The organism is Lysinibacillus xylanilyticus (assembly GCF_001708185.1).
Classification (GTDB): domain Bacteria; phylum Bacillota; class Bacilli; order Bacillales_A; family Planococcaceae; genus Lysinibacillus; species Lysinibacillus xylanilyticus_A.
Map to the genome: position 1 here is coordinate 12,529 of NZ_MDDN01000020.1, position 22,987 is coordinate 35,515.

The 22,987-nt window shown below is 37.7% G+C and carries 24 protein-coding genes; 23 read left to right on the forward strand and 1 reads right to left on the reverse strand.

The features are described 5' to 3' along the window. Nucleotides 1-47: 47 nt before the first annotated feature. The 23 genes from BFJ97_RS21010 to BFJ97_RS21125 all read left to right on the forward strand — a co-directional run bounded on the left by BFJ97_RS21010 (nt 48) and on the right by BFJ97_RS21125 (nt 21,984). The gene (locus tag BFJ97_RS21010) at nt 48-1,259 is read left to right on the forward strand and encodes a G5 and 3D domain-containing protein (protein WP_068986580.1); all 1,212 of its coding nucleotides are present in this window, start codon (nt 48-50) and stop codon (nt 1,257-1,259) included. Between the two features lie 307 nt (nt 1,260-1,566). Then, complete coding sequence (gene rnmV, locus BFJ97_RS21015) at nt 1,567-2,133, forward strand: ribonuclease M5 (RefSeq protein ID WP_068986581.1); 567 nt, start codon at nt 1,567-1,569, stop codon at nt 2,131-2,133. Next, a complete protein-coding gene (rsmA, locus tag BFJ97_RS21020) occupies nt 2,126-3,007 on the forward strand; it encodes a 16S rRNA (adenine(1518)-N(6)/adenine(1519)-N(6))-dimethyltransferase RsmA (RefSeq protein ID WP_068986582.1) in 882 nt (293 codons plus the stop codon). Before rnmV ends, rsmA begins: the two co-directional genes overlap by 8 nt. 157 nt (nt 3,008-3,164) lie before the next feature. Further along, a complete protein-coding gene (gene veg / locus BFJ97_RS21025) occupies nt 3,165-3,425 on the forward strand; it encodes a biofilm formation stimulator Veg (protein ID WP_053594102.1) in 261 nt (86 codons plus the stop codon). A gap of 113 nt (nt 3,426-3,538) precedes the next feature. Beyond that, entirely contained in the window at nt 3,539-3,721 is a 183-nt protein-coding gene (locus tag BFJ97_RS21030; RefSeq protein ID WP_053485317.1) for a small, acid-soluble spore protein, alpha/beta type, read from the forward strand. 216 nt (nt 3,722-3,937) lie between these two features. Further along, nucleotides 3,938-4,804, forward strand: coding sequence for a 4-(cytidine 5'-diphospho)-2-C-methyl-D-erythritol kinase (gene ispE, locus BFJ97_RS21035; RefSeq protein WP_068986583.1), 867 nt, complete (start codon nt 3,938-3,940; stop codon nt 4,802-4,804). A 56-nt stretch (nt 4,805-4,860) separates the two neighbouring features. Next, nucleotides 4,861-5,688, forward strand: coding sequence for a pur operon repressor (gene purR, locus BFJ97_RS21040; RefSeq protein WP_068986584.1), 828 nt, complete (start codon nt 4,861-4,863; stop codon nt 5,686-5,688). Nucleotides 5,689-5,691: 3 nt separating this feature from the next. Beyond that, nucleotides 5,692-6,066, forward strand: coding sequence for a RidA family protein (locus BFJ97_RS21045; protein ID WP_068986585.1), 375 nt, complete (start codon nt 5,692-5,694; stop codon nt 6,064-6,066). 234 nt (nt 6,067-6,300) lie between these two features. Further along, entirely contained in the window at nt 6,301-6,603 is a 303-nt protein-coding gene (gene spoVG, locus BFJ97_RS21050) for a septation regulator SpoVG (RefSeq protein WP_068986586.1), read from the forward strand. Between the two features lie 411 nt (nt 6,604-7,014). After that, complete coding sequence (gene glmU, locus BFJ97_RS21055; RefSeq protein WP_068986587.1) at nt 7,015-8,385, forward strand: bifunctional UDP-N-acetylglucosamine diphosphorylase/glucosamine-1-phosphate N-acetyltransferase GlmU; 1,371 nt, start codon at nt 7,015-7,017, stop codon at nt 8,383-8,385. Nucleotides 8,386-8,409: 24 nt separating this feature from the next. Further along, complete coding sequence (locus BFJ97_RS21060; protein WP_049667363.1) at nt 8,410-9,369, forward strand: ribose-phosphate diphosphokinase; 960 nt, start codon at nt 8,410-8,412, stop codon at nt 9,367-9,369. Between the two features lie 597 nt (nt 9,370-9,966). Next, nucleotides 9,967-10,545 carry a 50S ribosomal protein L25/general stress protein Ctc gene (locus BFJ97_RS21070; RefSeq protein ID WP_068986589.1) on the forward strand — a complete coding sequence of 193 codons (579 nt, stop codon included), beginning with the start codon at nt 9,967-9,969 and terminating at the stop codon, nt 10,543-10,545. Between the two features lie 312 nt (nt 10,546-10,857). Beyond that, a complete protein-coding gene (pth, locus tag BFJ97_RS21075; protein WP_068986590.1) occupies nt 10,858-11,424 on the forward strand; it encodes an aminoacyl-tRNA hydrolase in 567 nt (188 codons plus the stop codon). A 226-nt stretch (nt 11,425-11,650) separates the two neighbouring features. Beyond that, on the forward strand, nt 11,651-11,878 hold the full coding sequence (locus tag BFJ97_RS21080) for an anti-sigma-F factor Fin (protein WP_010857031.1): 228 nt from the start codon (nt 11,651-11,653) through the stop codon (nt 11,876-11,878). A gap of 138 nt (nt 11,879-12,016) precedes the next feature. Next, complete coding sequence (gene mfd / locus BFJ97_RS21085) at nt 12,017-15,529, forward strand: transcription-repair coupling factor (protein ID WP_068986591.1); 3,513 nt, start codon at nt 12,017-12,019, stop codon at nt 15,527-15,529. A 351-nt stretch (nt 15,530-15,880) separates the two neighbouring features. Continuing rightward, on the forward strand, nt 15,881-16,417 hold the full coding sequence (gene spoVT, locus BFJ97_RS21090; protein ID WP_068986592.1) for a stage V sporulation protein T: 537 nt from the start codon (nt 15,881-15,883) through the stop codon (nt 16,415-16,417). A 158-nt stretch (nt 16,418-16,575) separates the two neighbouring features. Then, nucleotides 16,576-18,198, forward strand: a complete 1,623-nt coding sequence (locus BFJ97_RS21095; protein ID WP_068986593.1) for a putative polysaccharide biosynthesis protein — start codon at nt 16,576-16,578, stop codon at nt 18,196-18,198. Between the two features lie 9 nt (nt 18,199-18,207). Further along, nucleotides 18,208-19,668 carry a nucleoside triphosphate pyrophosphohydrolase gene (mazG, locus tag BFJ97_RS21100; RefSeq protein ID WP_068986594.1) on the forward strand — a complete coding sequence of 487 codons (1,461 nt, stop codon included), beginning with the start codon at nt 18,208-18,210 and terminating at the stop codon, nt 19,666-19,668. A 4-nt stretch (nt 19,669-19,672) separates the two neighbouring features. Continuing rightward, nucleotides 19,673-19,963, forward strand: a complete 291-nt coding sequence (locus tag BFJ97_RS21105; protein ID WP_068986595.1) for an RNA-binding S4 domain-containing protein — start codon at nt 19,673-19,675, stop codon at nt 19,961-19,963. Nucleotides 19,964-20,142: 179 nt separating this feature from the next. Beyond that, nucleotides 20,143-20,442, forward strand: coding sequence for a sporulation protein YabP (gene yabP, locus BFJ97_RS21110; RefSeq protein WP_004229167.1), 300 nt, complete (start codon nt 20,143-20,145; stop codon nt 20,440-20,442). After that, nucleotides 20,439-20,930, forward strand: coding sequence for a spore cortex biosynthesis protein YabQ (gene yabQ, locus BFJ97_RS21115; protein ID WP_068986596.1), 492 nt, complete (start codon nt 20,439-20,441; stop codon nt 20,928-20,930). The genes yabP and yabQ overlap by 4 nt, the downstream gene beginning before the upstream one ends. 17 nt (nt 20,931-20,947) lie before the next feature. Next, nucleotides 20,948-21,412: an FtsB family cell division protein gene (locus BFJ97_RS21120; protein ID WP_068986597.1), complete on the forward strand. Its 465-nt coding sequence runs from the start codon at nt 20,948-20,950 to the stop codon at nt 21,410-21,412. Between the two features lie 134 nt (nt 21,413-21,546). Next, nucleotides 21,547-21,984: a S1 domain-containing RNA-binding protein gene (locus tag BFJ97_RS21125; RefSeq protein WP_048395331.1), complete on the forward strand. Its 438-nt coding sequence runs from the start codon at nt 21,547-21,549 to the stop codon at nt 21,982-21,984. Between the two features lie 183 nt (nt 21,985-22,167). Here BFJ97_RS21125 and BFJ97_RS21130 read toward each other — a convergent pair whose 3' ends face one another. After that, nucleotides 22,168-22,419: a hypothetical protein gene (locus BFJ97_RS21130; protein ID WP_068986598.1), complete on the reverse strand. Its 252-nt coding sequence runs from the start codon at nt 22,417-22,419 to the stop codon at nt 22,168-22,170. Nucleotides 22,420-22,987: the final 568 nt, after the last annotated feature.

Genomic DNA, 22,987 nt, shown 5'->3' on the forward strand with positions numbered 1-22,987 from the left:
AAAACTAGTCCGTATAATCCAACTTTGTATTAAGGAGGCGTTTTTTCATGTCAAATAATTCCATGAAAAACTTGTTCTTAGGATCATTGAGGAGTAAGCAAACAGTGATAAGCATTATTTCACTTGTCCTGTTTGTAACTGTAATTTCATTTGTACTTTATCAAGTTACTAAAAAAACCGTAACGCTTGATGCAAACGGGGAAATAATCAACGTAGTAACACATGCCAAAACTGTAGAACAATTATTACAAGATCAAAATATAGACGTAGCAGAGCATGACAAAATATCACCCTCTCTGAATACCAAAATTGCAAATGGTTTAGCAATTACATGGGAACAGGCAAAAGAAGTAACTATTTCAGTTGATGGAAATCAGTCAAAAGTTTGGACAACTGAAACACAAGTGAAAGACATTTTGAAAGAAGCAAATATCGAAGTATCAGAGCATGACTCATTAGCACGAGGTCTAGATACAGAAGTAGGAGCAGATAACAAAATTGATATTCAAAAAGCGTTTCAAGTAACGCTTGTCGATGGTGTAAACAAAAGACAAGTATGGTCCACTTCGACTACGGTCGCTAACTTTTTAAAACAACAGGGAATTCAGCTAAATGAATTCGATCGTGTCGAGAATAACCTGAAGGACGTAATCACTCCGGGAAGTAAAATCACAGTAGTTCGCGTAGAAAAGGTTATCGATGTAGTGGAAGACTCTTTAGATTTCGCAATTGAAAAGAAGCAGGATGCTTCATTACAAAAGGGAAAACAAAAAGTTGTAACAGCTGGCCAGGAAGGCGTAATTACCCGAACGTATGAAGTCGTGAAGGAAAATGGCAAAGTTGTAGCAAAAAATCTACAATCTGAAAAAGTTGTAAAAGAACCAAAGAAACAAGTGGTAGCAGTAGGTACTAAATCTGTAGTAGCAAGTGCTGCAACTGTATCACGTGGTTCAAAAGAGCCAGCTAGCGGTAAAGAATTTTATGTAACGGCAACAGCCTATACACCTTATTGTAATGGTTGCTCGGGTACATCTGCCACTGGCATTAATTTGCGCTCAAGCTCTGGATTGAAGGTAATCGCAGTAGACCCATCTGTTATTAAGCTGGGCTCAAAAGTTTGGGTTGAAGGCTATGGAACGGCTATAGCAGGAGATACTGGTGGTGCAATTAAAGGTAATAAGATCGACATACTTGTACAAACTGAAGCCCAAGCTAGCAATTGGGGAGTTAGGAAAGTGCGTATAAAAGTATTAAATTAAAAAAATTGTAAAATTAATCAATATGTTTTTTCGCTAATTAGTAGCTTTCCTGTTTTGACTGGCAGGAAAGCTTTTTTATCTTTTTTTAGTCATTTTTATGTTCTAGAGAATGAATCGTAACTAAATTAAATTTACATAAGGTAAGCAGTAGCGACAGAGGCAATAAGTCTGCGCGAAATTGATGAACAACAATACTCAATTCAAGTAAAGAGTATTATATAAGAAGGTGAACGACCGTGTATTTCTGTACAATCGTACAGTGCAGTTGTAAAATGGTCTGAAGATAAGGTAGAAAAGAGGAGCCTTTTTGCAAATAAAAGAAATTATTGTTGTTGAAGGAAAAGATGATACAACAGCTGTTAAGCGGGCTACACAGGCAGATACAATAGAAACAAATGGATCGGCTATTTCAGAGGAGACACTCAAGCGAATTCAACATGCACAGGATAAAAGAGGCGTTATTGTTTTTACTGATCCAGATTATCCAGGTCGTCGGATTCGTGCCATTATCGAGGAGCGTGTAAAAGGAGTGAAACACGCTTTTTTACCAAAAGCTAAAACAATTGCAAAAAACGGTAAAGGACTAGGCATTGAGCATGCAGCAGATGAGGATATACGAGAGGCATTACGACATGTCTATACCCCAAATAGTGTTGAGTGCATCATCGATGATATTACTCTGGAGGATTTAATGACAGCACGTTTGATTGGCCATCAACAGGCAAAAAATCGTCGTGATCGCCTTGGAGAGATTTTGAATATTGGTGCAACAAACGGTAAACAGCTTCATAAAAGATTGAAAATGTTTCAAATTACAGAAAAGCAATTTGGTGCGGCCGTCGCACAGTTAGATCAGGAGGAAAACAATGCATAAGGATATTGCAACACCAATTAGAACACAAGAGATTTTAAAGAAATATGGATTTTCATTTAAAAAAAGTTTAGGTCAAAATTTTTTAATAGATCCGAATATATTACGTAATATTGTTAGCCATGCAAATTTAACTGAGAATAGTGGTGCAATCGAAGTTGGTCCTGGCATTGGAGCATTAACAGAGCATTTAGCAAGAAGTGCCAAAAAGGTTGTATCTTTTGAAATTGATCAGCGCTTATTACCTGTATTAGAAGATACACTTAGTCCATATAACAATGTTACTATTGTACATTCAGATATTTTAAAGGCCGATGTTGAGAAGGTAATTAATGAAGAGATGCCGGGAATTGAAGATATAATGGTTGTAGCAAATTTACCTTATTATGTGACGACACCGATTTTAATGAAATTGCTCAATGATCGTTTGCCAATTCGTGGCTTTGTGGTCATGATGCAAAAAGAGGTAGCGGAACGTATTACGGCTAAACCTGGAACGAAGGAGTACGGTTCTTTATCAATTGCGATCCAATACTATGTAAAGGCTGATATAGCTATGACAGTACCGAAGACTGTTTTCATGCCACAGCCAAATGTAGATTCTGCGGTAATCCGTCTTATTAAACATGATGAGCCTCCGGTAAAGGTAATTGATGAGGACTTCTTATTTGTGGTAACTCGAGCGTCGTTCGTACAGCGTCGAAAAACGATTTTTAATAATTTGCAATCAAGTTTACCGAATGGAAAGGAACATAAGGAGAAAATTATGGAGGCCTTAACTGCAGTAAATGTTGAACCAACACGTCGAGGAGAAACACTTACTATACAAGAGTTTGGGAAATTGGCAGATGCACTATATCCAACGTTTGCAAAGTAAAGCTTTTTTGTTAATTTTTTTGAGTTTACGTAAAAAAAATAATTTTTTTCATAAAAAATAAGTTGACAATATTTATTGTAGGCTGATAAAATATTATATTTTGTTGACATTTTTGGGCGAATCGCTTATACTAAGTAGTAGTGAGGTGTAAGCGAAAATGCCAAAAACTTTAGCGGACATTAAAAAGTCGTTGGATTGTCATTTGGGTAAACGTTTGCAGTTAAGAGCAAACGGCGGTCGCAAGAAAACGGTCGAGTGTGCAGGGGTATTGCGTGAGACATATCGCGCTATTTTTGTAGTTGAGCTTGATCAAGAGGACAATACGTGCAAGCGCGTATCGTATAGCTACACAGATATTTTAACTGAAGCAGTAGAGATTACATTTTTAGACGAAGCAAAGGCTGCTGTCGCAAAATAGTTTCTAGTACTTATTTCTATATTTTGAAACGCTCATGTATGTTCAAAACTGCATGAGTGTTTTGCGTTTTCTGGGACATACTAAATTCGTCAGTTGTTAAAGGAGGAGTTTATATGCCTAGAAAAGGTATCATGTCACCTCGTTTAAAAGAAGAGATCGCTAAAGAACTTGGATTTTATGATGTTGTGCAACGAGAAGGTTGGGGCGGCATAAAAGCTCGAGATGCCGGTAACATGGTGAAGCGTGCCATTGAAATGGCTGAAAGAGCAAGTAATGAGCAAGAGCATAATAAGTAGACTATTTTTGAAATAGACCACTTATAAAAGGTAACTTCATTTCAGCAGGGATGAAAACTTCCTGTCGACACAACAACACAACTGACGAGAGAGAACCGTTACACCAAACAGGGGTATACGGTTCTTTTTTTCCGTTTTCGCTTTCCCGTTATGGTAAAATAAAATGAATAATCTTTGTGAAAGATGAACGGCTGTTTATACTAAGGAGGAAGAAAGATGCTTTATGTAAAGGCGCCTGCAAAAATAAATTTAACATTAGATGTACTTTATAAAAGACCAGATAATTATCACGAAGTAGAGATGGTCATGACGACTGTCGATTTAGCTGATCGTATTAGTCTGGAATCTCGCGAAGATGGCGTAATTGAAATAATTTCGACTGATAATTTTGTGCCAAATGATCACCGTAATTTTGCTTATCAGGCAGCGCGTCTAGTTAAAGATACATACGGCATTGGACAAGGTGTATCCATTACTATAGAAAAAGAAATACCAATTGCAGCAGGGCTAGCAGGTGGAAGTAGCGATGCGGCTGCTACACTAAAAGGTTTAAATGAGTTGTGGAATTTAGGGCTATCTATAGACGAGTTAGCTGAATTAGGTGCTAAAATTGGTTCAGATGTTTCTTTTTGTGTCTATGGTGGCACGGCATTAGCAACAGGCCGTGGAGAAATAATTCAGGAATTACCTGCACCACCAAACTGTTGGGTAGTCTTAGCTAAGCCAAAAATAGGTGTCTCTACTGCTGAAGTGTATGGTGGACTAAAGGTTGAAGGATTAGCACATCCAAATACGAAACAAATGATTCATGCTATTGAAACAACAAATTATGAGTTACTCTGTGCATCATTAGGAAACGTTTTAGAAACTGTAACATTTAAACTTCATCCAGAAGTAGTAATGTTAAAGGAACAGATGAAGCGCTTTGGGGCAGATGCAACATTAATGAGTGGAAGCGGTCCAACTGTGTTTGGTTTAGTGGATAGTGAAGCTCGTGTAAGCCGCATTTACAATGGTTTACGTGGTTTTTGTGAAGAAGTATATGCTGTCCGAATTTTAGGCGAGCGAAATACACTTGCTTAAAAACGCAAATTTATGTTAATTTTACCTATAAATATTCGTGTTTAGGAGAGGGTCGCATGAAATGGAAACGTAGTGAACGACTAGTTGATATGACGTACTATTTACTAGAGCATCCACATCAGTTGATCCCGCTAACTTATTTTTCAGAACTATATCAATCTGCAAAGTCTTCTATTAGTGAAGATTTAACGATTGTAAAAGAAACTTTCGAAGAAAAAGGAATCGGGTTATTGATAACAGTACCGGGCGCTGCTGGGGGAGTTAAGTATATTCCTAAAATGTCCGAGGCTGAGGTCCGTTTAGTTATTCAGGATTTAAAGGCGGAGCTTGAGCATTCAGATCGTTTGTTACCAGGCGGTTATTTATTTATGACGGACTTACTCGGCAATCCAGATTTAATTAATCGAGTTGGAAAGGTTTTTGCATCAGCTTATGCTGACCAGCAGATTGACGTCATAATGACTGTGGCGACAAAAGGGATTTCTATTGCCCACGCTATTGCAAGACATTTAAATGTACCAGTTGTTGTTGTTAGAAGAGATAGTAAGGTAACGGAAGGCTCTACAGTCAGCATCAACTATGTATCTGGTTCTTCCAGAAGAATTCAGACAATGGTATTATCAAAAAGAAGTATGAAGAGTGGACAAAGGGTGCTTATTACTGACGACTTTATGAAGGTCGGTGGTACAATGAACGGCATGAAAAATCTATTAGAGGAATTTGACTGTCAGTTGGCAGGTATTGCAGTACTTGTAGAGGCTGAGCATGCAGATGAGACGTTAGTAGATGATTATTATTCACTAGTGAAGCTTCATGAGGTCAATGAAAAGGACCGTACAATTGCATTAAGTGAAGGTAACTATTTTTCTAAAAAGGGGAAATGACAAATGAAAGTAGTAGCAACAACAAATGCACCAGCAGCAATCGGACCATATTCACAAGGTATTATTGTAAACGGCATGTTTTATAGCTCAGGTCAAATTCCATTAACAGCAGCTGGCGAATTAGTAGAAGGCGACATCACAGTTCAAACAAATCAAGTATTTGCTAATTTGAAAGCAGTTTTAGAAGCTGCTGGAACTTCTTTAGACAATGTTGTGAAAACAACTGTTTTTATGAAGGACATGAACGACTTTGTTGCAATGAATGAAGTATATGCTAGTCACTTTGGCGATCATAAACCAGCTCGTTCAGCAGTAGAGGTTGCACGTCTACCGAAGGATGTAAAAGTAGAAATTGAAGTTATTGCCATCGTTAAATAAGAAATTTTTTAATCCCGCTAGAAGAGAAGTGATTAGCTCTTTTAGTGGGCTTTTTTTTTAAGTGTCAGAGCAGCTGACAAACAATTGTCAAAATTTCCGTAATTTAGATGAAATATTATACTAATGAGTATTCAAATTTTTTAGAAAATTTGATAGACTAGAAAAAGGAAAATATTCGGTAATAAAGAATATTAGATTTTTATTTAGGCATCTAAGATGAGAGGTGGTGAGAAAATGGAAGTTACTGATGTAAGATTACGTCGTGTACAGACGGATGGTCGCATGCGTGCGATTGCTTCCATTACACTCGACAATGAGTTTGTGGTTCACGATATTCGTGTAATCGATGGGAATACTGGTTTGTTTGTTGCTATGCCAAGTAAACGAACGCCAGACGGTGAATTTAGAGATATTGCGCATCCTATTAATTCAACGACTCGCAATAAAATTCAGGAGATTATTTTAAACGAGTACCATAATTCAAGCGAAACAGAAGAAGCCGAGAAAACAGAAGAATTAGAAGGAATTGGCGTATAGTTACAAAAGAAATAAGTGTTCATGTAAAAAGCTATTGGCTCATCTTCAAAAGTTGGAGATGAAATTTGATAAAACCTATGCCTTGTATATAAGTTGATTGGATGCTGGGCGACTCATCGGAGCCTAGGTTGGGACTGAAAATCAACCCCATGCTAGGGTAATAATCCAATCTATTCAAATTTTAGTATACATTTGGTTATAGTGTATAATTAGAGCTCTTCTTGATTGGAGAGTTCTTTTTATTTTGTGAATAAGAGAAATAGAGCAGTTTTAGGAAATACATATTAACATTCGAGCATAAGGTGCATTTGATTTGGAAATTCATCTTTTTGTCAAGTCTACACACCTTGAAAATAGATGGATTTTGCTATATAGTCATAAGAGAAAATGAGCGTATTGGAGGACTTACAGATGAGCAACATTTTTGCTGTCATTTTGGCTGCAGGTCAAGGTACACGTATGAAGTCCAAATTATATAAAGTGCTCCATCCAGTATGTGGGAAACCGATGGTACAACATGTGGTGGATCACATTCAAACGTTAGATGCGAATCGCATCGTAACGGTTGTAGGACATGGTGCAGAAAAGGTAAAACAACAGCTTGGAGATAAAAGCGAATATGTTTTACAGGCTGAACAGTTAGGGACAGCTCATGCTGTACAACAGGCTGAGGAAATTTTAGGTAGCGAAGAAGGTACAACATTAGTTGTTTGTGGTGATACGCCACTTATTCGTCCTGAAACGATGCAAGCTTTGTTCGAGCATCATCAAGCAAAGAATGCTAAGGCTACTATTTTAACAGCGATTGCTGAAAACCCAACAGGCTATGGTCGTATTTTACGTGGCGACAATGGACAGGTGGAGCAAATTGTTGAACAAAAGGATGCTTCAGCAGAGCAACAATTAGTTAAAGAAATTAATACGGGCACGTACTGCTTTGATAATAAAGCGTTATTTGAGACATTAAAGCTTGTGAAAAACGACAACGCACAGGGTGAGTTTTATTTACCTGATGTGATTGAAATTTTACAAAAACAAGGCGATGTCGTGGAAGCATATGTAACAGAAGACTTTGAAGAAACACTCGGTGTTAATGATCGTGTGGCTTTATCACAAGCAGAAGGGCTAATGCGTGCAAGAATTAATGAAAAACATATGCGTAACGGTGTGACAATCATTAATCCAGAGACAACGTATATTAGCGCAGACGCAGTGATTGGTAGAGATACTGTCATTCAGCCAGGCTCAATGATTGAAGGTGCGACTGTTATTGGCGAAGATTGTATAATCGGACCAAACACACAAATCATGGATAGCCGAATCGGTGACCGAACAACTGTGCATTCTTCTGTTGTGCGTGAAAGCGCTGTAGCGGAAGACACAGCTATTGGACCGTTTGCGCATATTCGACCACTTTCTGACATTGGTAGTCATGTGAAGATTGGTAACTTTGTAGAAGTGAAGAAAAGTAAACTGGGTAATGACACGAAAGTATCACACTTAAGCTATATAGGTGATGCTGAAATCGGAAGTAATGTCAATATTGGCTGTGGTTCCATTACAGTAAACTATGATGGGAAAAACAAGTTCCAAACAATTATTGAAGATGATGTATTTGTAGGATGTAACACTAACTTAGTAGCGCCAGTGAAAGTTGGAAAAGGTTCATTTATTGCAGCAGGATCTACAATTACAAAAGAAGTTCCTGAGGATGCACTTGCAATTGCTCGTGCAAGACAAGAAAACAAACCGAATTATGTAAGCAAACTAAATTCAAAATAATTATCAACTAAACAGGAGGCCATCATGCCGTATCATTATGCAAACTCACAATTAAAAATATTTTCTCTTAATTCAAATAATCCACTTGCTCAAGAAATTGCGCAAGAAATGGGTGTTGAATTAGGTAAATCTTCTGTTAAGCACTTCAGCGATGGAGAGGTTCAAATTAGCATTGAAGAAAGTATTCGTGGTTGTGATGTGTTTATCGTGCAGTCTACTTCTGCACCTGTAAACGAACATTTAATGGAGCTTTTAATTATGGTAGATGCTGTAAAACGCGCATCTGCTCGTACAGTAAACGTTGTAATGCCTTACTATGGTTATGCTCGTCAAGACCGCAAAGCAAAAGCACGCGAGCCAATTACAGCTAAATTAGTAGCAAACTTACTTGAAACTGCTGGTGCAACACGTGTTATCGTTTTAGATTTACATGCACCACAAATCCAAGGCTTCTTCGATATTTTAATCGACCATTTGATGGCAGTACCTTTATTATCTGATTACTTCAAATCAAAAGGTATCCCAGAAGAAGAAATCGTTGTTGTTTCTCCAGACCATGGTGGTGTAACACGTGCTCGTAAAATGGCAGAACGTTTAAAAGCACCTATTGCAATTATTGACAAACGTCGTCCAAAACCAAACGTTGCAGAGGTAATGAACATTGTTGGTAATGTTGATGGTAAAGTGGCAATCTTGATTGATGATATTATTGACACTGCAGGAACGATTACAATCGGCGCGGATGCATTACGTGCTGCTGGTGCGAAAGAAGTTTATGCTTGCTGTTCTCACCCAGTATTATCAGGTCCAGCAATCGAGCGTATCGAAAACTCTTCAATTAAAGAATTAGTTGTAACAAATACAATCCAGCTTCCTGAAGAGAAAAAATCTCCAAAAATTACAGAGCTTTCGGTAGCTAAATTAATGGCAGATGCAATCTCTCGTGTTTATGAAAACAAATCTGTAAGTACTCTATTTGATTAATATAAATAAAGATATTGCAAGTGCAGTAATATATGGCAAAAAAGGACAAATCTACGTTGAAAAGTAGATTTGTCCTTTTTATATGTGTTTTTGTGTGAATTTTCTTATAAAAGAGTATATAGTAAATGTGACTTAATAATATTTACACTACTTTAAAAAAATAGAGGTTTATCACCTAAAGATGGGGATACATTTTGTTAAAACATATTTTATATGAAAAAGTTGATTGGAGTGGAGACTGGGCGACTCCTTGGGGGGTTAGCGATAGAGGAACGAAGACTAAGTGCATCACATCTTGAGATAACGCCTTCGTGACCAACATTGGTGCTGTTGCCGCTGCCGCTTCGCTTTCGCGCAGATAAAAACCTTTTGCTGCTGCTAAGTTAGCACTACGCTTCCGCACAGAAAACACTTGTTATCCCGACGCCCCCAGGAAAGCGCCCAGTCGGAACGAAGATCAACCCCACGTTATGGTGATGAGCCGAAATAGAGGTAAATATTATTATAGCCTTCAACATATGTCATTATATTTTAAAAAGTGATAGTGACATTAATCGTAAGGCGTAAATAATTTTTCTTGGAAGGGGAAGTATAGATATGAGTACAGTATTAAGTGTTAAAAAGCGCGAAGCTGGGCATCGTTCGACATTAACCCAACTTAGAAAAGGGGGAGCCATTCCTGCGGTTATTTACGGCTATAATTTAGATTCAACCCCAATTTCTATTTCAGCGAAGGAATTCAGAAAATCTATTTTAAAAAATGGACAAAACAGTGTATTTCCAATGGATTTGGACGGAAAAAAAGTGAATGTTGTTGTGTCAGAAATACAACAAAGCTCTTTGAGAGATGAAGTAAATCATATAGACTTTTTTGCAATTAATATGTCTGAAGCATTAGAAGCTGATGTGCCTATTAAACTTGTCGGAGATTCAGTTGGCGTAAGTGAGGGTGGTATTTTGATGCAGCCTAACTTAGAGTTGAAAATTAAAGTAAAACCAACTGATATGCCTGAAGTAATTGAAGTGGATATTACTAAACTCTTAATTGGTGAGTCCATTACCGTAGCAAATATTCGGGAAACAATAGATTTTGAGATTGTTAGTGAAGATGAGCGCATATTAGCAACGATGATGGCTCCAGCTGTAGTAGTTGAAGGAGCAGATCGTACTGAATAAGAGTAAAAATAGATAATCAGGAAAGGCTGTTAAAGAAGGCTATACTTCTTTAACAGCCCTTTTGTGTTTTATGGAAATCCATATACCTCATATAATTAAAAGATTAACAAAGGAGAACGATACTTTATTTGAGACCTATCTGTTTTTTAGTGGATTCTCAACTATAGCTTTTGAAAAGAACCTATACTTTTCTTAGTTAATCAGAGCTTTTGTATTTTTGAATTTTTTCCATTCAAGAAATGTACGAAATGCTTTCTTGGCACACGGTATGGTAAAATAATGACTATTAGATTTGAAAGAAGAGAGGTACTTATGAAAATTATCGTCGGTTTAGGGAATCCGGGTAAACCTTATGAACATACAAGACATAATATTGGCTTTGATGTTATTGATGCTATAGCTGAAAAATGGGGTACACCTTTAACTAATTCAAAGTTTAACGGCATGTATGCAACAGTACATCGTCCTGAAGGAAAGGTTCTACTTGTTAAACCTTTAACATATATGAATTTATCAGGGGAATGTGTTGGTCCCCTTATGGACTATTTTGATATTGATGTGGAAGATTTAATTGTTATCTATGACGATTTAGATTTAGAAACAGGTAAATTACGTCTGCGTCAAAAAGGTAGTGCAGGTGGACATAATGGTATTAAATCATTAATTCAGCATTTAGGCACGCAAGAATTTAATCGCATCCGTGTTGGGGTTAATCGCCCGCCAACTGGCATGAAGGTAGCAGATTACGTGTTATCTAAATTTTCAAAAGAAGACCAAGCTATTGTTGGGGACGCTATTGAAAAGTGTGTAAATGCTATAGAAGCATCTCTTTCAGAACCATTTCTTGATGTGATGAATCACTTTAACAGTAGTAAATAAATATATAAAGAGTTAAAGCTTATTGTGGATATTGCGATCGGTAGCTTGCGACTACGGCCAACTAAACTGTATAGCGTAGTCTTCAACACAATGCAAAAATTATTCTCTTTTCTGAAGGCATAGTAACTATGACATTTAAGCTGAGTGAGAATTGGAAAGTGCATAATCCTTTTTAGAAATGTCTATACTTTAAGTAGAAAGTTGCTTAAAGGAGGATGATTTGGAGATGTCAGTTCGCTATCGATGTCGACATTGTGAAGTAGAAATAGGGACACTACCATTTGATGCAGATGATACAATTCGAAAACTGCATATTTTCGAAATGGGAGAAGCGGATGATTATGTTGAGAAAGATCAACATGGACAAACGACGGTGCACTGCATTTGTGAGCAATGTGAGGATTCGCTGAAACAATATCCAGATTATCACGCACTCAATAAATGGATTCAATAATTGGAAGGATGCTTTGGCGCACTTTCGTGCGTTCAAAGCTTTTTCCGTTTAAAAAATGGACAATAAAGATGCGTATTATAGTACTAGATTCGTAGTAATATGACGAATAGAATTACGCGCTGAAAGGAGCTTTTGACTGTGGAAGTTTTACGACAGCTTGTGTCGCAGGACAAACATATCACATCATTTTTACAGGAGATTCAGAGCGGTCATACTGCATCACAACTTATTACAGGATTAACAGGAAGCGCACGTCCGGTAATGGTCGATGTGTTATTTGAATATGTTAAAAAACCAATCTATATTGTATCTCCTAATCTATTGCAAGCTCAAAAAATGGCTGACGAGCTTGTGGGACTTTTAGGTGAGGAGCATGTTCATTATTATCCTGCGGATGAGTTTATTGCCGCAGACTTGTCTGTAGCCTCTCCAGAGTTACGTGCAGAGCGAATCGCGACACTCGATCACCTAGCTAGAGGTGAAAAAGCTGTGTATGTGATACCAGTTGCGGGCTTACGCAAAATGATGCAGCCTAAAGAGCATTGGCTACAATATTTTTTACAAACAGCAGTAGGCGAGGAAATTCAGACTGAAGAATGGCTACAAACATTAGTAGAGATGGGTTACGTACGTAATTCAATGGTGACGACACCTGGCGAATTTGCGTTACGTGGTGGCATACTAGATATTTATCCACCGTATTTAGAGTCACCTATTCGTATTGAGTTGTTTGATACGGAAGTAGACTCTATTCGAACATTTTCAGCGGATGATCAACGTTCCATTGATAAATTGCAAAAAGTTCGCATCCTACCAGCGTCTGAAGTTATTTTGACGAAGAAAGAAAGAGTCGCGTTGGCAAGTCGTTTAGAAGCGGCGTTAGCGACAAGCTTAAAGAAAGTCAAAAAACAAGAGACAAAGGAGTTACTTTATCAGCATATACAATATGATATTGAGTTGTTACAGCAGGGGAATTTACCAGACTACGTAAACAAATATGGTTCGTTATTGTATGAGAAAACTGCTTACTTAGGTGACTATTTTGCACATGATGGGATTGTGCTATTTGATGAGCTTGGCCGTATTCAGGAGGTTATGGAAGCCTGGGAACGTGAAGAGGATGAATGGTTTTTATCGTTAATTGAAGAAGGAAAAATGGTGCATGATGTAAAGCCTGCCTTCTCTTTAAAAGAAATATTAGCAATGCTGTCACAGCAAAAATTATATTTCTCATTATTTTCACGGACATTTGCAGGTGTAACATTTAATAAGACGACAAACTTTTCTTGTAAGCCAATGCAGCAATTTCATGGTCAAATGTCTTTATTACAAAGTGAGGTTGAACGCTGGCTACTTGGTAAATTTACTGTACTTATCGTTACTAGGGATAAAGAACGTGTTAAACGTGTACAGGAAATGCTTGAGGAATATGATATTCATACGACAATCGGTGATCCAACAGAGCCGGGTATTTATATTGTGGATGGTTCACTGTCTAGTGGCTTTGAATTGCCATTACAACGTTTAGCGATCGTGACAGAGGATGAATTATTCAAACAACAGGCGAAGAAAAAAGCACGTCCTCAAAAAATGACGAATGCCGAACGTATTAAAAGCTATACAGAAATTAAACCGGGTGATTATGTTGTACATGTACATCATGGTATTGGGAAATATATTGGTGTAGAGACATTAGAGGTAAATGGTACACATAAGGATTACTTACACATTCGATATCGTGCAGATGATAAATTATATGTACCAGTAGAGCAAATCGATTTAATTCAAAAATATGTGGCATCTGAAGAACGTGAACCGAAGCTACATAAATTAGGTGGAGCAGAGTGGAAAAAAGCCAAAGCAAAGGTATCGTCTGCTGTACAAGATATTGCTGATGATTTAATTAAACTTTATGCGAAGCGTGAAGCAGAGAAGGGCCATGCATTTGCGTTTGACAACGATGATCAGCGTAATTTCGAGGCTTCATTCCCGTATGAGGAGACAGAAGATCAGCTACGTTCAATTGTTGAAGTAAAACGTGATATGGAACGTGAACGCCCTATGGATCGCCTCGTATGTGGTGACGTAGGCTATGGTAAAACAGAGGTAGCAATTCGTGCCGCATTTAAAGCAATTCAAGATGGTAAACAGGTCGCTTTCCTAGTTCCAACAACAATTTTAGCGCAGCAGCACTATGAAACTATTCGTGAACGATTCCAAGACTTCGCTATAAACGTAGGTCTCTTGTCTCGTTTCCGTACAAAAAAAGAACAAACAGCGACATTAAAAGGTTTAAAAGAAGGACAAGTTGATATTGTCGTTGGAACACACCGAATTTTATCTAAGGATCTAACATTCCAAGACTTAGGACTGCTCATTGTTGATGAAGAGCAACGTTTTGGCGTTACACATAAGGAAAAAATTAAACAACTAAAAACCAATGTCGATGTATTAACGCTCACAGCTACTCCAATTCCAAGAACGTTGCATATGTCGATGGTAGGTGTTCGTGATTTATCGGTTATTGAAACTCCACCAGCCAACCGTTTCCCAGTGCAAACGTATGTAATGGAGCATAGTGGTGCATTAGTGCGTGAAGCCATTGAGAGAGAAATGGCACGTGGAGGCCAAGTATTCTATTTATACAATCGTGTAGAGGATATGGCTCGAAAAGTCGAGGAGATTCAACTGCTTGTTCCAGAAGCACGTATAGGGCATGCACATGGGAAAATGACGGAATCCGAATTAGAATCTGTAATATTAGCCTTTTTAGAAGGTGACTATGATGTGCTAGTAACGACAACCATTATCGAGACCGGTGTGGATATACCAAATGTGAACACATTGATTGTCCATGATGCTGATCGAATGGGCTTAGCGCAGCTTTATCAATTGCGTGGTCGTGTAGGGCGTTCTAATAGGGTGGCATATGCGTACTTTATGTATCAACGTGATAAAGTTCTTACAGATGTGGCTGAGCAACGATTACAGGCGATTAAAGAATTTACAGAGTTGGGATCAGGTTTTAAAATTGCTATGCGTGACTTATCCATTCGTGGAGCTGGTAACTTGCTTGGGGCCCAACAGCATGGCTTTATTGATTCTGTCGGTTTTGATTTATATTCACAAATGCTAGAAGAAGCAATTGCCGAGCGTCAAACAGGTGTGAAAAAAGAAGAAAAGCCAGACATAGAAATTCTATTGAGTGTTGATGCATATATCCCAGATGCATACATTCCTGACGGCTATCAAAAAATTCAAATGTATAAACGTATTAAAGCAATGGATCATGTGGAAGAATATAGCGAAATCATGGAGGAATTAGCGGATCGCTTCGGTGATCTTCCGATTGAAACAGAACGCTTACTGCGAATTGCACGTATGAAGGTATGGGGATTAGATGCAGGGGTATTATCTGTGAAAGAAAAGCAAAAGATTGTCACACTATTGCTGTCTGCAGAAGGTACAGCGCGAGTTGATGGCGGTAAAATTGTTGAGGAATCCATGAAATTTGAACGTGCTGTCGGTTTTGGTATGGATGGTATGCAATTGAAATTTACGATCGATGAACGAAAATGTGGAAAATACCAACCCTTTGATATTTTAGAAGAAATGATGCAAATTATTGCTAATGCAAAAAAACAACAATAGATGAAAAGCTGATCTTACCTCACGTGGGTAATGATCAGCTTTTTTATTTGGCTAAGCATAAAATGACAAGCGTTGAAACGTCAAAGTCGAATTGATTATTATGGTTCACTAAATTTTTTCATAAATCATTTATAGAAATTTGTTCTGTGGTTAATCTAAGATAAGTTGATTGAAGTTAAAATTCTACATGTTAGAAGCATTTAGAGCAATGGCTTAGGCTTTCCAAAACCTTTTTGAAAAATAAAGTTGGCTGTGAAATCCTTTTTCTTCAGTTTTTGCATAGATTGCTTCATAAAAAACCATACTATTGTTGAATAAAAATTTCATTGTAGCGAAAGCGAGGCATTAAGAATGAAGGCAACAGGAATTGTTCGTCGTATTGATGATTTAGGGCGTGTGGTTATTCCAAAAGAAATTCGTAGGACGCTACGTATTCGTGAAGGTGACCCGCTAGAAATTTATACAGACCGTGAAGGTGAAGTCATTTTAAAGAAATATTCTCCAATTAATGATTTGGGAGAATTTGCGAGAGAATATGTAGAAACATTATATGAAACGTTAGGTACTCCAGCATTTGTAACCGACCGAGATGAAGTAATTGCTGTTTCAGGAATCGGTAAGAAAGAGTACATTAATCGTCGTATTACATCCTTTGCGGAAAGTTTTATGGATGAGCGTTCAACAAAAATAGAAAAAATGGAAACAACTATTGAGATTGTCCCTGGACAATATGAGCAAGTGAAGTCATATTGTGCAACGCCTATTATGGTAAATGGTGATCCAATCGGCTGTATTATCGTTTTGTCTAAAGTGCATTTTGTTGGTGAGGTTGAAGTAAAAGTCGCAGAAACAGCTGCTAACTTCTTAGCGAAACAAATGAATAGTTAATGAAAATTTAAAGTTATTGCGCTGACCTTTTAGGCTGAACAATAACTTTTTTTGTACATAGTTGTATACAGAATATTTATGATGGTGCAATCGGGCGCGTCAAACTTTTGAGATATGCTATACTATTGGCATTGTTATAGAAGGAAAGAGGGCAATTTATGTCGGAACGTTTTGGCATGAAAAGCTACATGAAGGGCGCGGCATTACTTACAATTGCTGCTCTTATTGTGAAGGTTCTTAGTGCAATTTATCGTGTGCCTTTTCAAAATCTTGTTGGTGATGAAGGTTTTTATATTTACCAGCAGGTTTATCCAATAATATCCATTTTTGTTGTGTGGACATCTAGCGGCTTTGCAGTAGCCATTTCTAAAATGCTAGCAGATAATGATTGTATTTTAGACCCGTTGGAGCGAAATCGGAAACGTAGCGGTATTATACGTATTGTTTTTCGCTATTTAACATTACTATCGTTGTTGTTTTTTTGTGTTTTATTTGGTGGTGCTGAAATACTTGCACAGCTCATGGGCGATACTGAGCTAGCACCTTTAATACGGACTGGTTCATTTATAGTGCTTGTCATGCCAGCTCTCGCTATTTTGAAGGGTGGCTTTCAATCAAGAGGTATTATGGAGCCGATTGCTTATGCACAAGTCCTTGAACAAGCTGTGAGAGTATTTGTCATTTTAGCAGGTACATTTATTATTATGACGACGACAAAGTCACTATATAGCGCAGGGCAAATGGCCATTATAGGTACGGTAATTGGCGAAATTGTAGGCTTTTTATTACTGGCGTTTATCTTTAAAAAACGTTTTGGCCTATTGAAAGATCAAAAACTACAGCAACGTGTCGAAAGTTTTTCCGTTATTAAAGAGGTAACGTTACTAAGCTTAAGTGTGAGCATGAGTGGTCTATTGTTACTAGGCTATCAGCTAGTGGATTCCTTTACTATTTATTCACTATTAATCGAAGGTGGTATGGATCAGACGGTAGCTAAGGAAACAAAAGGTATTTATGACCGCGGGCAGCCATTGGTACAGCTTGGAGTTGTCATTGCTTCTTCTCTTTCGCTTGCTATTGTGCCTCTTATTGCACATATGTCTAAAAAACAGGATGGGCGTAGTGCAATTCCGTTTATACAGCTAACGTATAGAGCGTCTGTATTATTTGGATGGGCAGCATCTCTAGGTTTAATACTCGTTATGCCTTATATTAATGCAATGCTTTTTAAAACAGATGCACTATCAGAAGTGCTTATGGTATATGTGTTACAAATTGTTCCTTTGTCGATTATTTTGACATTTACAGCTATTCTGCAAGGTTATGGAAAATTAAAAAAGCCAGCGTTATTTTTAATTATAGGTTTTATATTAAAAATAATATTAAATGTGCTGATAGTTAGTTTCTTCGGAGTATTAGGTGCGGCCATTGCTAATAATGTGGGTCTATTATTTACAGCACTGATGCTTGCTTTCTATTTGAAGAAAATGACGGCAATTCAATTAGCGCCAGCCGATTTTTACAAAAAAGTTGGAATTGCTTCACTCAGCATGGCAATTGTAGTATTAGTTTGGTTACAGTTTGTGCCAGAGTTGTTAAACCAATTTTTATCACCCCGATTTGTCGCAGTGATAGCAGGTTCTACAGCCGTATGTTTAGGTGCATTTGTAATGATTACAGTAATCGCTAAGTTACGAGTACTGGCTGAAAAAGAGTGGTACTTACTGCCGTTTGGGCGCAGAATGGCTGTTTATCAATTATGGTTAAATCGGAAGAAGTAGGTGGATGGATTGAATACATTAACAGTTATTGGCTTAGGTGCGGGTGATTTTGATCAACTGCAAATGGGTGTCTATAAAAAAATAAAAGCGGCTAGAAAATTATATGTTCGTACAGTGGATCATCCAGTATTAGATGAATTATCAGCAGAAGGCTTACAATTTGAAAGCTTTGATGCAGTCTATGAAGAACATAATTCATTCCAGCCTGTGTATGAGGAAATTGCAGAAAAACTTGTGGCTGCGGCATTAATGGAAGATGTAATGTACGCTGTACCAGGACATCCACTTGTTGCGGAGCAGACTGTACAGTTGCTTATTGCAGCGGCGGATGAGGGAAAGGTAAATTTAATCATTGAAGGTGGGCAAAGCTTCTTAGATCCAATATTTGGCGCGTTGAAAATCGACCCGATTGAAGGCTTTCAATTGCTAGATGGCACTAACTTTTCTATGCATGACATTAACATGCGTCAACATATTTTAATAGCCCAAGTATATGATACATTCAGTGCATCAGAAGTAAAGCTAACGTTGATGGAGAAATATGATGATGAATACCCTGTTACTGTAGTTACGGCAGCGGGATCAGCACAGGAAAAGTTAGTAACAGTACCACTTTATGAGCTCGATCAAAGCGTTGAGGTGAACAATTTAACAACGGTATATGTGCCGCCTGTGAAATCACAAGAGGGGGCATTACGAGACTGGACCACTTTCCGTCAAATTATTGCTACTTTAAGAGGGCCAGATGGCTGTCCGTGGGATCAAAAGCAAACGCATGAATCATTGAAAAAATATTTATTAGAAGAGGCACATGAATATTTGGCAGCTGTAGATGCAGAGGATGACTTTGCAATGATTGAGGAGCTTGGAGATGTGTTATTACAAGTATTCCTTCATGCACAAATTGGAGAAGATCAAGGCTACTTTACATTGGAAGATGTTTTAGCTTCAATCAGTGAAAAAATGATTCGTCGACACCCGCATGTATTTGGTGATGTATCGGTAGAAGATGCAGAAGGTGTTGTAGCCAATTGGGAAGCTATAAAAGCAGAAGAAAAGGGTAAAAGTGAGAAGCCGCTATTGGAAGAGGAATACCGAGCGTCCTCAGCTTTACAAACAGCATATAATTATCAAAAAAGAGCTGCAACGGTAGGATTTGATTGGCCTGATGTGGATGGTGCATGGGACAAGTTTGCGGAGGAATGGCAGGAATTTCGTAATGAGGTGACGAAAGGTACAAGTGCGTCACGTCTTGATGAATTTGGAGATGTCTTGTTTACACTTGTGAATTTAGCACGTTTCTACAAGCTATCTCCGGAAGAGGCTATGTTACATGCGAATGAGAAGTTCGCGAGCCGTTTTGGCTATGTGGAAGCAAAGGTAAAGGAAAGCGGAAAACCGTTTTCTGATTATACATTAGAACAATTAGATGCTTTCTGGAATGAAGCAAAGCAGTTAGAAAAGGAGTAAAAATATGCGATTAGATAAATTTTTAAAGGTATCGCGTTTAATTAAACGTCGTACATTAGCGAAAGAAGTGGCAGACCAAGGCCGTATTACGATTAACGGTAAGGTAGCAAAAGCTAGTAGTGCTGTTAAAGCTGGCGATGAGCTAGCCATTCGTTTTGGACAAAAAATTGTGACAGCACGTGTAGAGGAATTACGTGATACTGTGAAAAAAGAAGATGCAGCAAAAATGTTCACTATTTTGAAAGAAGAGCGTCTTGAAAAAATTGAACCTGAATTTATTGATGATGAAGACTAAGTAATACGGACTTATATGTTTGTCTCGTCCTCTTTTGAAGTCCTCAAAAGTTGTTACTGCATATAGCTACAAAAATGCGAATGAATGGTAAAAGTTTAGCAACTTTAATAAAGTTGTCATGCTTTTAAGGTTGTCCGCATAAAGTGAACAGAAGCTAGGACGACTAAAGGAGGAAGAAAATGACGCTACATCAAGAAAGTAACCGTTACACAATTCCATCTGGAGAACATATTTTAACGATTCGTAATCGTAAAAGAATGGACATGACTTCTGTAAAATCAATTGAACGCTTTGATCAGGAAGAGTTTTTTATCAAGACGTCCCAAGGGCATTTGTTAATCCGTGGAGAGGAACTGCATATCGTTCATTTAGATGTTGATAAAGGGTTATTGACACTTGAAGGAACTGTGAAAACCTTACAGTATGACGAGGAGGAAAGTGGCTTCTCGAAAGGTTTCCTTCATAAGCTGTTTGGATGATTGTTAGTGAACAATTTGTTCAACTATTAGTCATGGTTTTGAGCGGTATAGCAGTTGGGTTCATAATTGATAGTGTAAGGCTTATTGTTTTTTCGACTCCAAAAAGGTCAAGCCTTCGAAGGTGGATGATGGTATTTGAATTACTCACTTGGATTCTACTGGGAGGGCTGACATACTATTTATTATTTTGGCTGAAGGATGGCGCTTGGCGGGCTTATGACCCGCTAGCGCAAATTGCCGGAATTTTTTTGTATCAAACATTTTTTCAAACATTTTTACGTTTCATCGCAAAAGTTTTGGTGAATATAATATGGAGACCCTTCTGGTTTGTCGTACAATTAATAATTGCTATCATTCGACAAATTTTACAGATATTAATGAATATAGGAGCTTTTATTTTAAGACCTTTTGTCAAAATTTATTCGTATTTGTCCTACACTTTTTTAAAAAAAGTCCGATTTATCAAGTATAATAAAAGACAACAATAATTTTCGGAGGTGCGGGCATGTCTAGACGTCATTCATCAAATGATGACCAAAAAAACTTTACTAAACTTGATAATGACTATGTCCGTAACACGGATAGAGCTATAAATCGTAAAAAACAATTACTGAAAAGAAAACTACGACGTATTGTCTTTTTTACGATTGTGCCAGTCGTTATTATCGCAGCTCTCATAAATATACTTTTTCAACAAAACAAAACACTAGCTGTAAAAGAGAAAAAAAAGGACGAAGCGAATCAGCATCTAACTGAAATGAAGGAAGAGCAAGATTCATTAAATCTTAAAATTAAACAATTAGAAGATGATGAATATATCGCGAAGCTATTACGCAAAGATTATTTCCTATCTGAAAAAGGTGAAATTATTTTCATTATACCGGAAGAGAAAGAAAATAAAGGCGATATACCAGAAAAAAAGGATAAAAAAGAAGTCATACCAGAAAAGAAAGATAAAAAAGACGACTGAAAAGCTATGTATTGTTGACACTCTTTTTTTGTTATATATAATGAAAAGAGAAACTTATTGCAGTAAAAAGTTTGATTAAATTGATTACATGGCTCAAATGAGTCGCTTAATTTTTAAGGAGGAGCATTTTTTTTATGTCAATTGAAGTAGGCAGCAAGGTACAAGGTAAAGTAACAGGAATCACAAATTTTGGAGCATTCGTTGAGCTGCCAGATGGCAAAACAGGCTTAGTACACATCAGTGAAGTTGCTGACAATTATGTAAAAGATATCAATGAGCATCTAAAAGTTGGAGATGAAGTTGAAGTAAAAGTGATGAATGTTGAAGCGGACGGAAAGATTGGTCTTTCAATCCGTAAAGCAAAGCCTCAAGCTGAGAGACCAGAGCGTCCAGAGCGTCCAGCACGTCCTCGTCGCGATAATCGTTCTAATGATCGCAACGAGCGTCATCAACCAAAAGAGAATTTTGAACAAAAAATGGCACGTTTCTTAAAAGATAGTGATGAGCGTCTAGCAACACTTAAACGTGCTACAGAGTCAAAACGCGGTGGTCGCGGCGCAAGAAGAGGGTAGTTTGCTGACTGTTTTAATCGTAGAAAAAGTGTATGAAATAGAGTTGGGATTAGCTTTTATTAAAGCTAATCCCTTTTTTGATAGTTAAATAATATAATCCTCAAAACTTCATAAAAAGGCTATCTCAAAATATACTCTAGCCATACGTCATTATAACTTTTCTAGTAGGGATACATTAAATCCCTACAACGTGGATGTTGGTCTTTTTTTCTTTTTAGGAGCTGGCGCAGGTATTTGTTCAGCAGGTTTTTCTGAAGTCTTTTCTACTGGGTTAACAACCATTTTGACAAGTAAAAACACACCATATACACTAACGGCTAGTCCAGTGATAAGCAAAAATATTTGTACAGCAAAAGGTAAATTAATAAGAATGGATACGAGAATAATCATAGAGCCACTTCCGCAAATTAAAGCAGCTTTTGTTAATGAACCCAAAGGAAATAAACCTCCTAGTTAATTCGTTCTTTTCATTATTAGTATGCCATATTTTTTGTAGACAGTAAAAAACATAAGTACATATGACGTTTCCTAGTACATAAATTTTATAACTGGAAAGGTTATAGCCATATCTTTTTTAACTTCTTTCATCAAATGTCTTTTGTACCGAAAGCGTAGCGACAGGTACAGAAGTCCCCAGTCTCTATAGGTGATGAGATGAATGCGGTTTCAAGTCACTTTTCAGTGGGTGTCCAAACATCCGCCGCTGCTGCGTCGCTTTCGCGCAAATAAAACCCTTTTGCTGCCGCTGCGTTAGCACTACTCTTTCACGCAAAAAACACCTGTTGGCCTAAAGCCTCTGGAGGATGTCACGGAATTGGAAAGGGGTTCTTAGGGGATGTTAGCCTAAAACCATCGCATCCATGCGATAACGGCTAACTGACCTGCATCGGTGCTGTGTTGCCGCTACGCTTTCGCACAGAAAACATCTGCAGGCCTTAGCACAAAGCCGATTCATTCTGAACGCAATGATGCCGAGGCATCATTGATTGTGCAAAAAAATAGG

Coding starts and splice junctions, on each gene's coding strand:
- BFJ97_RS21010 (WP_068986580.1), top strand. CDS start 48: ATGTCAAATAATTCCATGAAAAACTTGTTCTTAGGATCATTGAGGAGT.
- rsmA (WP_068986582.1), top strand. CDS start 2,126: ATGCATAAGGATATTGCAACACCAATTAGAACACAAGAGATTTTAAAG.
- veg (WP_053594102.1), top strand. CDS start 3,165: ATGCCAAAAACTTTAGCGGACATTAAAAAGTCGTTGGATTGTCATTTG.
- BFJ97_RS21030 (WP_053485317.1), top strand. CDS start 3,539: ATGCCTAGAAAAGGTATCATGTCACCTCGTTTAAAAGAAGAGATCGCT.
- ispE (WP_068986583.1), top strand. CDS start 3,938: ATGCTTTATGTAAAGGCGCCTGCAAAAATAAATTTAACATTAGATGTA.
- purR (WP_068986584.1), top strand. CDS start 4,861: ATGAAATGGAAACGTAGTGAACGACTAGTTGATATGACGTACTATTTA.
- BFJ97_RS21045 (WP_068986585.1), top strand. CDS start 5,692: ATGAAAGTAGTAGCAACAACAAATGCACCAGCAGCAATCGGACCATAT.
- spoVG (WP_068986586.1), top strand. CDS start 6,301: ATGGAAGTTACTGATGTAAGATTACGTCGTGTACAGACGGATGGTCGC.
- glmU (WP_068986587.1), top strand. CDS start 7,015: ATGAGCAACATTTTTGCTGTCATTTTGGCTGCAGGTCAAGGTACACGT.
- BFJ97_RS21060 (WP_049667363.1), top strand. CDS start 8,410: ATGCCGTATCATTATGCAAACTCACAATTAAAAATATTTTCTCTTAAT.
- BFJ97_RS21070 (WP_068986589.1), top strand. CDS start 9,967: ATGAGTACAGTATTAAGTGTTAAAAAGCGCGAAGCTGGGCATCGTTCG.
- pth (WP_068986590.1), top strand. CDS start 10,858: ATGAAAATTATCGTCGGTTTAGGGAATCCGGGTAAACCTTATGAACAT.
- BFJ97_RS21080 (WP_010857031.1), top strand. CDS start 11,651: ATGTCAGTTCGCTATCGATGTCGACATTGTGAAGTAGAAATAGGGACA.
- spoVT (WP_068986592.1), top strand. CDS start 15,881: ATGAAGGCAACAGGAATTGTTCGTCGTATTGATGATTTAGGGCGTGTG.
- BFJ97_RS21095 (WP_068986593.1), top strand. CDS start 16,576: ATGTCGGAACGTTTTGGCATGAAAAGCTACATGAAGGGCGCGGCATTA.
- BFJ97_RS21105 (WP_068986595.1), top strand. CDS start 19,673: ATGCGATTAGATAAATTTTTAAAGGTATCGCGTTTAATTAAACGTCGT.
- yabP (WP_004229167.1), top strand. CDS start 20,143: ATGACGCTACATCAAGAAAGTAACCGTTACACAATTCCATCTGGAGAA.
- yabQ (WP_068986596.1), top strand. CDS start 20,439: ATGATTGTTAGTGAACAATTTGTTCAACTATTAGTCATGGTTTTGAGC.
- BFJ97_RS21120 (WP_068986597.1), top strand. CDS start 20,948: ATGTCTAGACGTCATTCATCAAATGATGACCAAAAAAACTTTACTAAA.
- BFJ97_RS21125 (WP_048395331.1), top strand. CDS start 21,547: ATGTCAATTGAAGTAGGCAGCAAGGTACAAGGTAAAGTAACAGGAATC.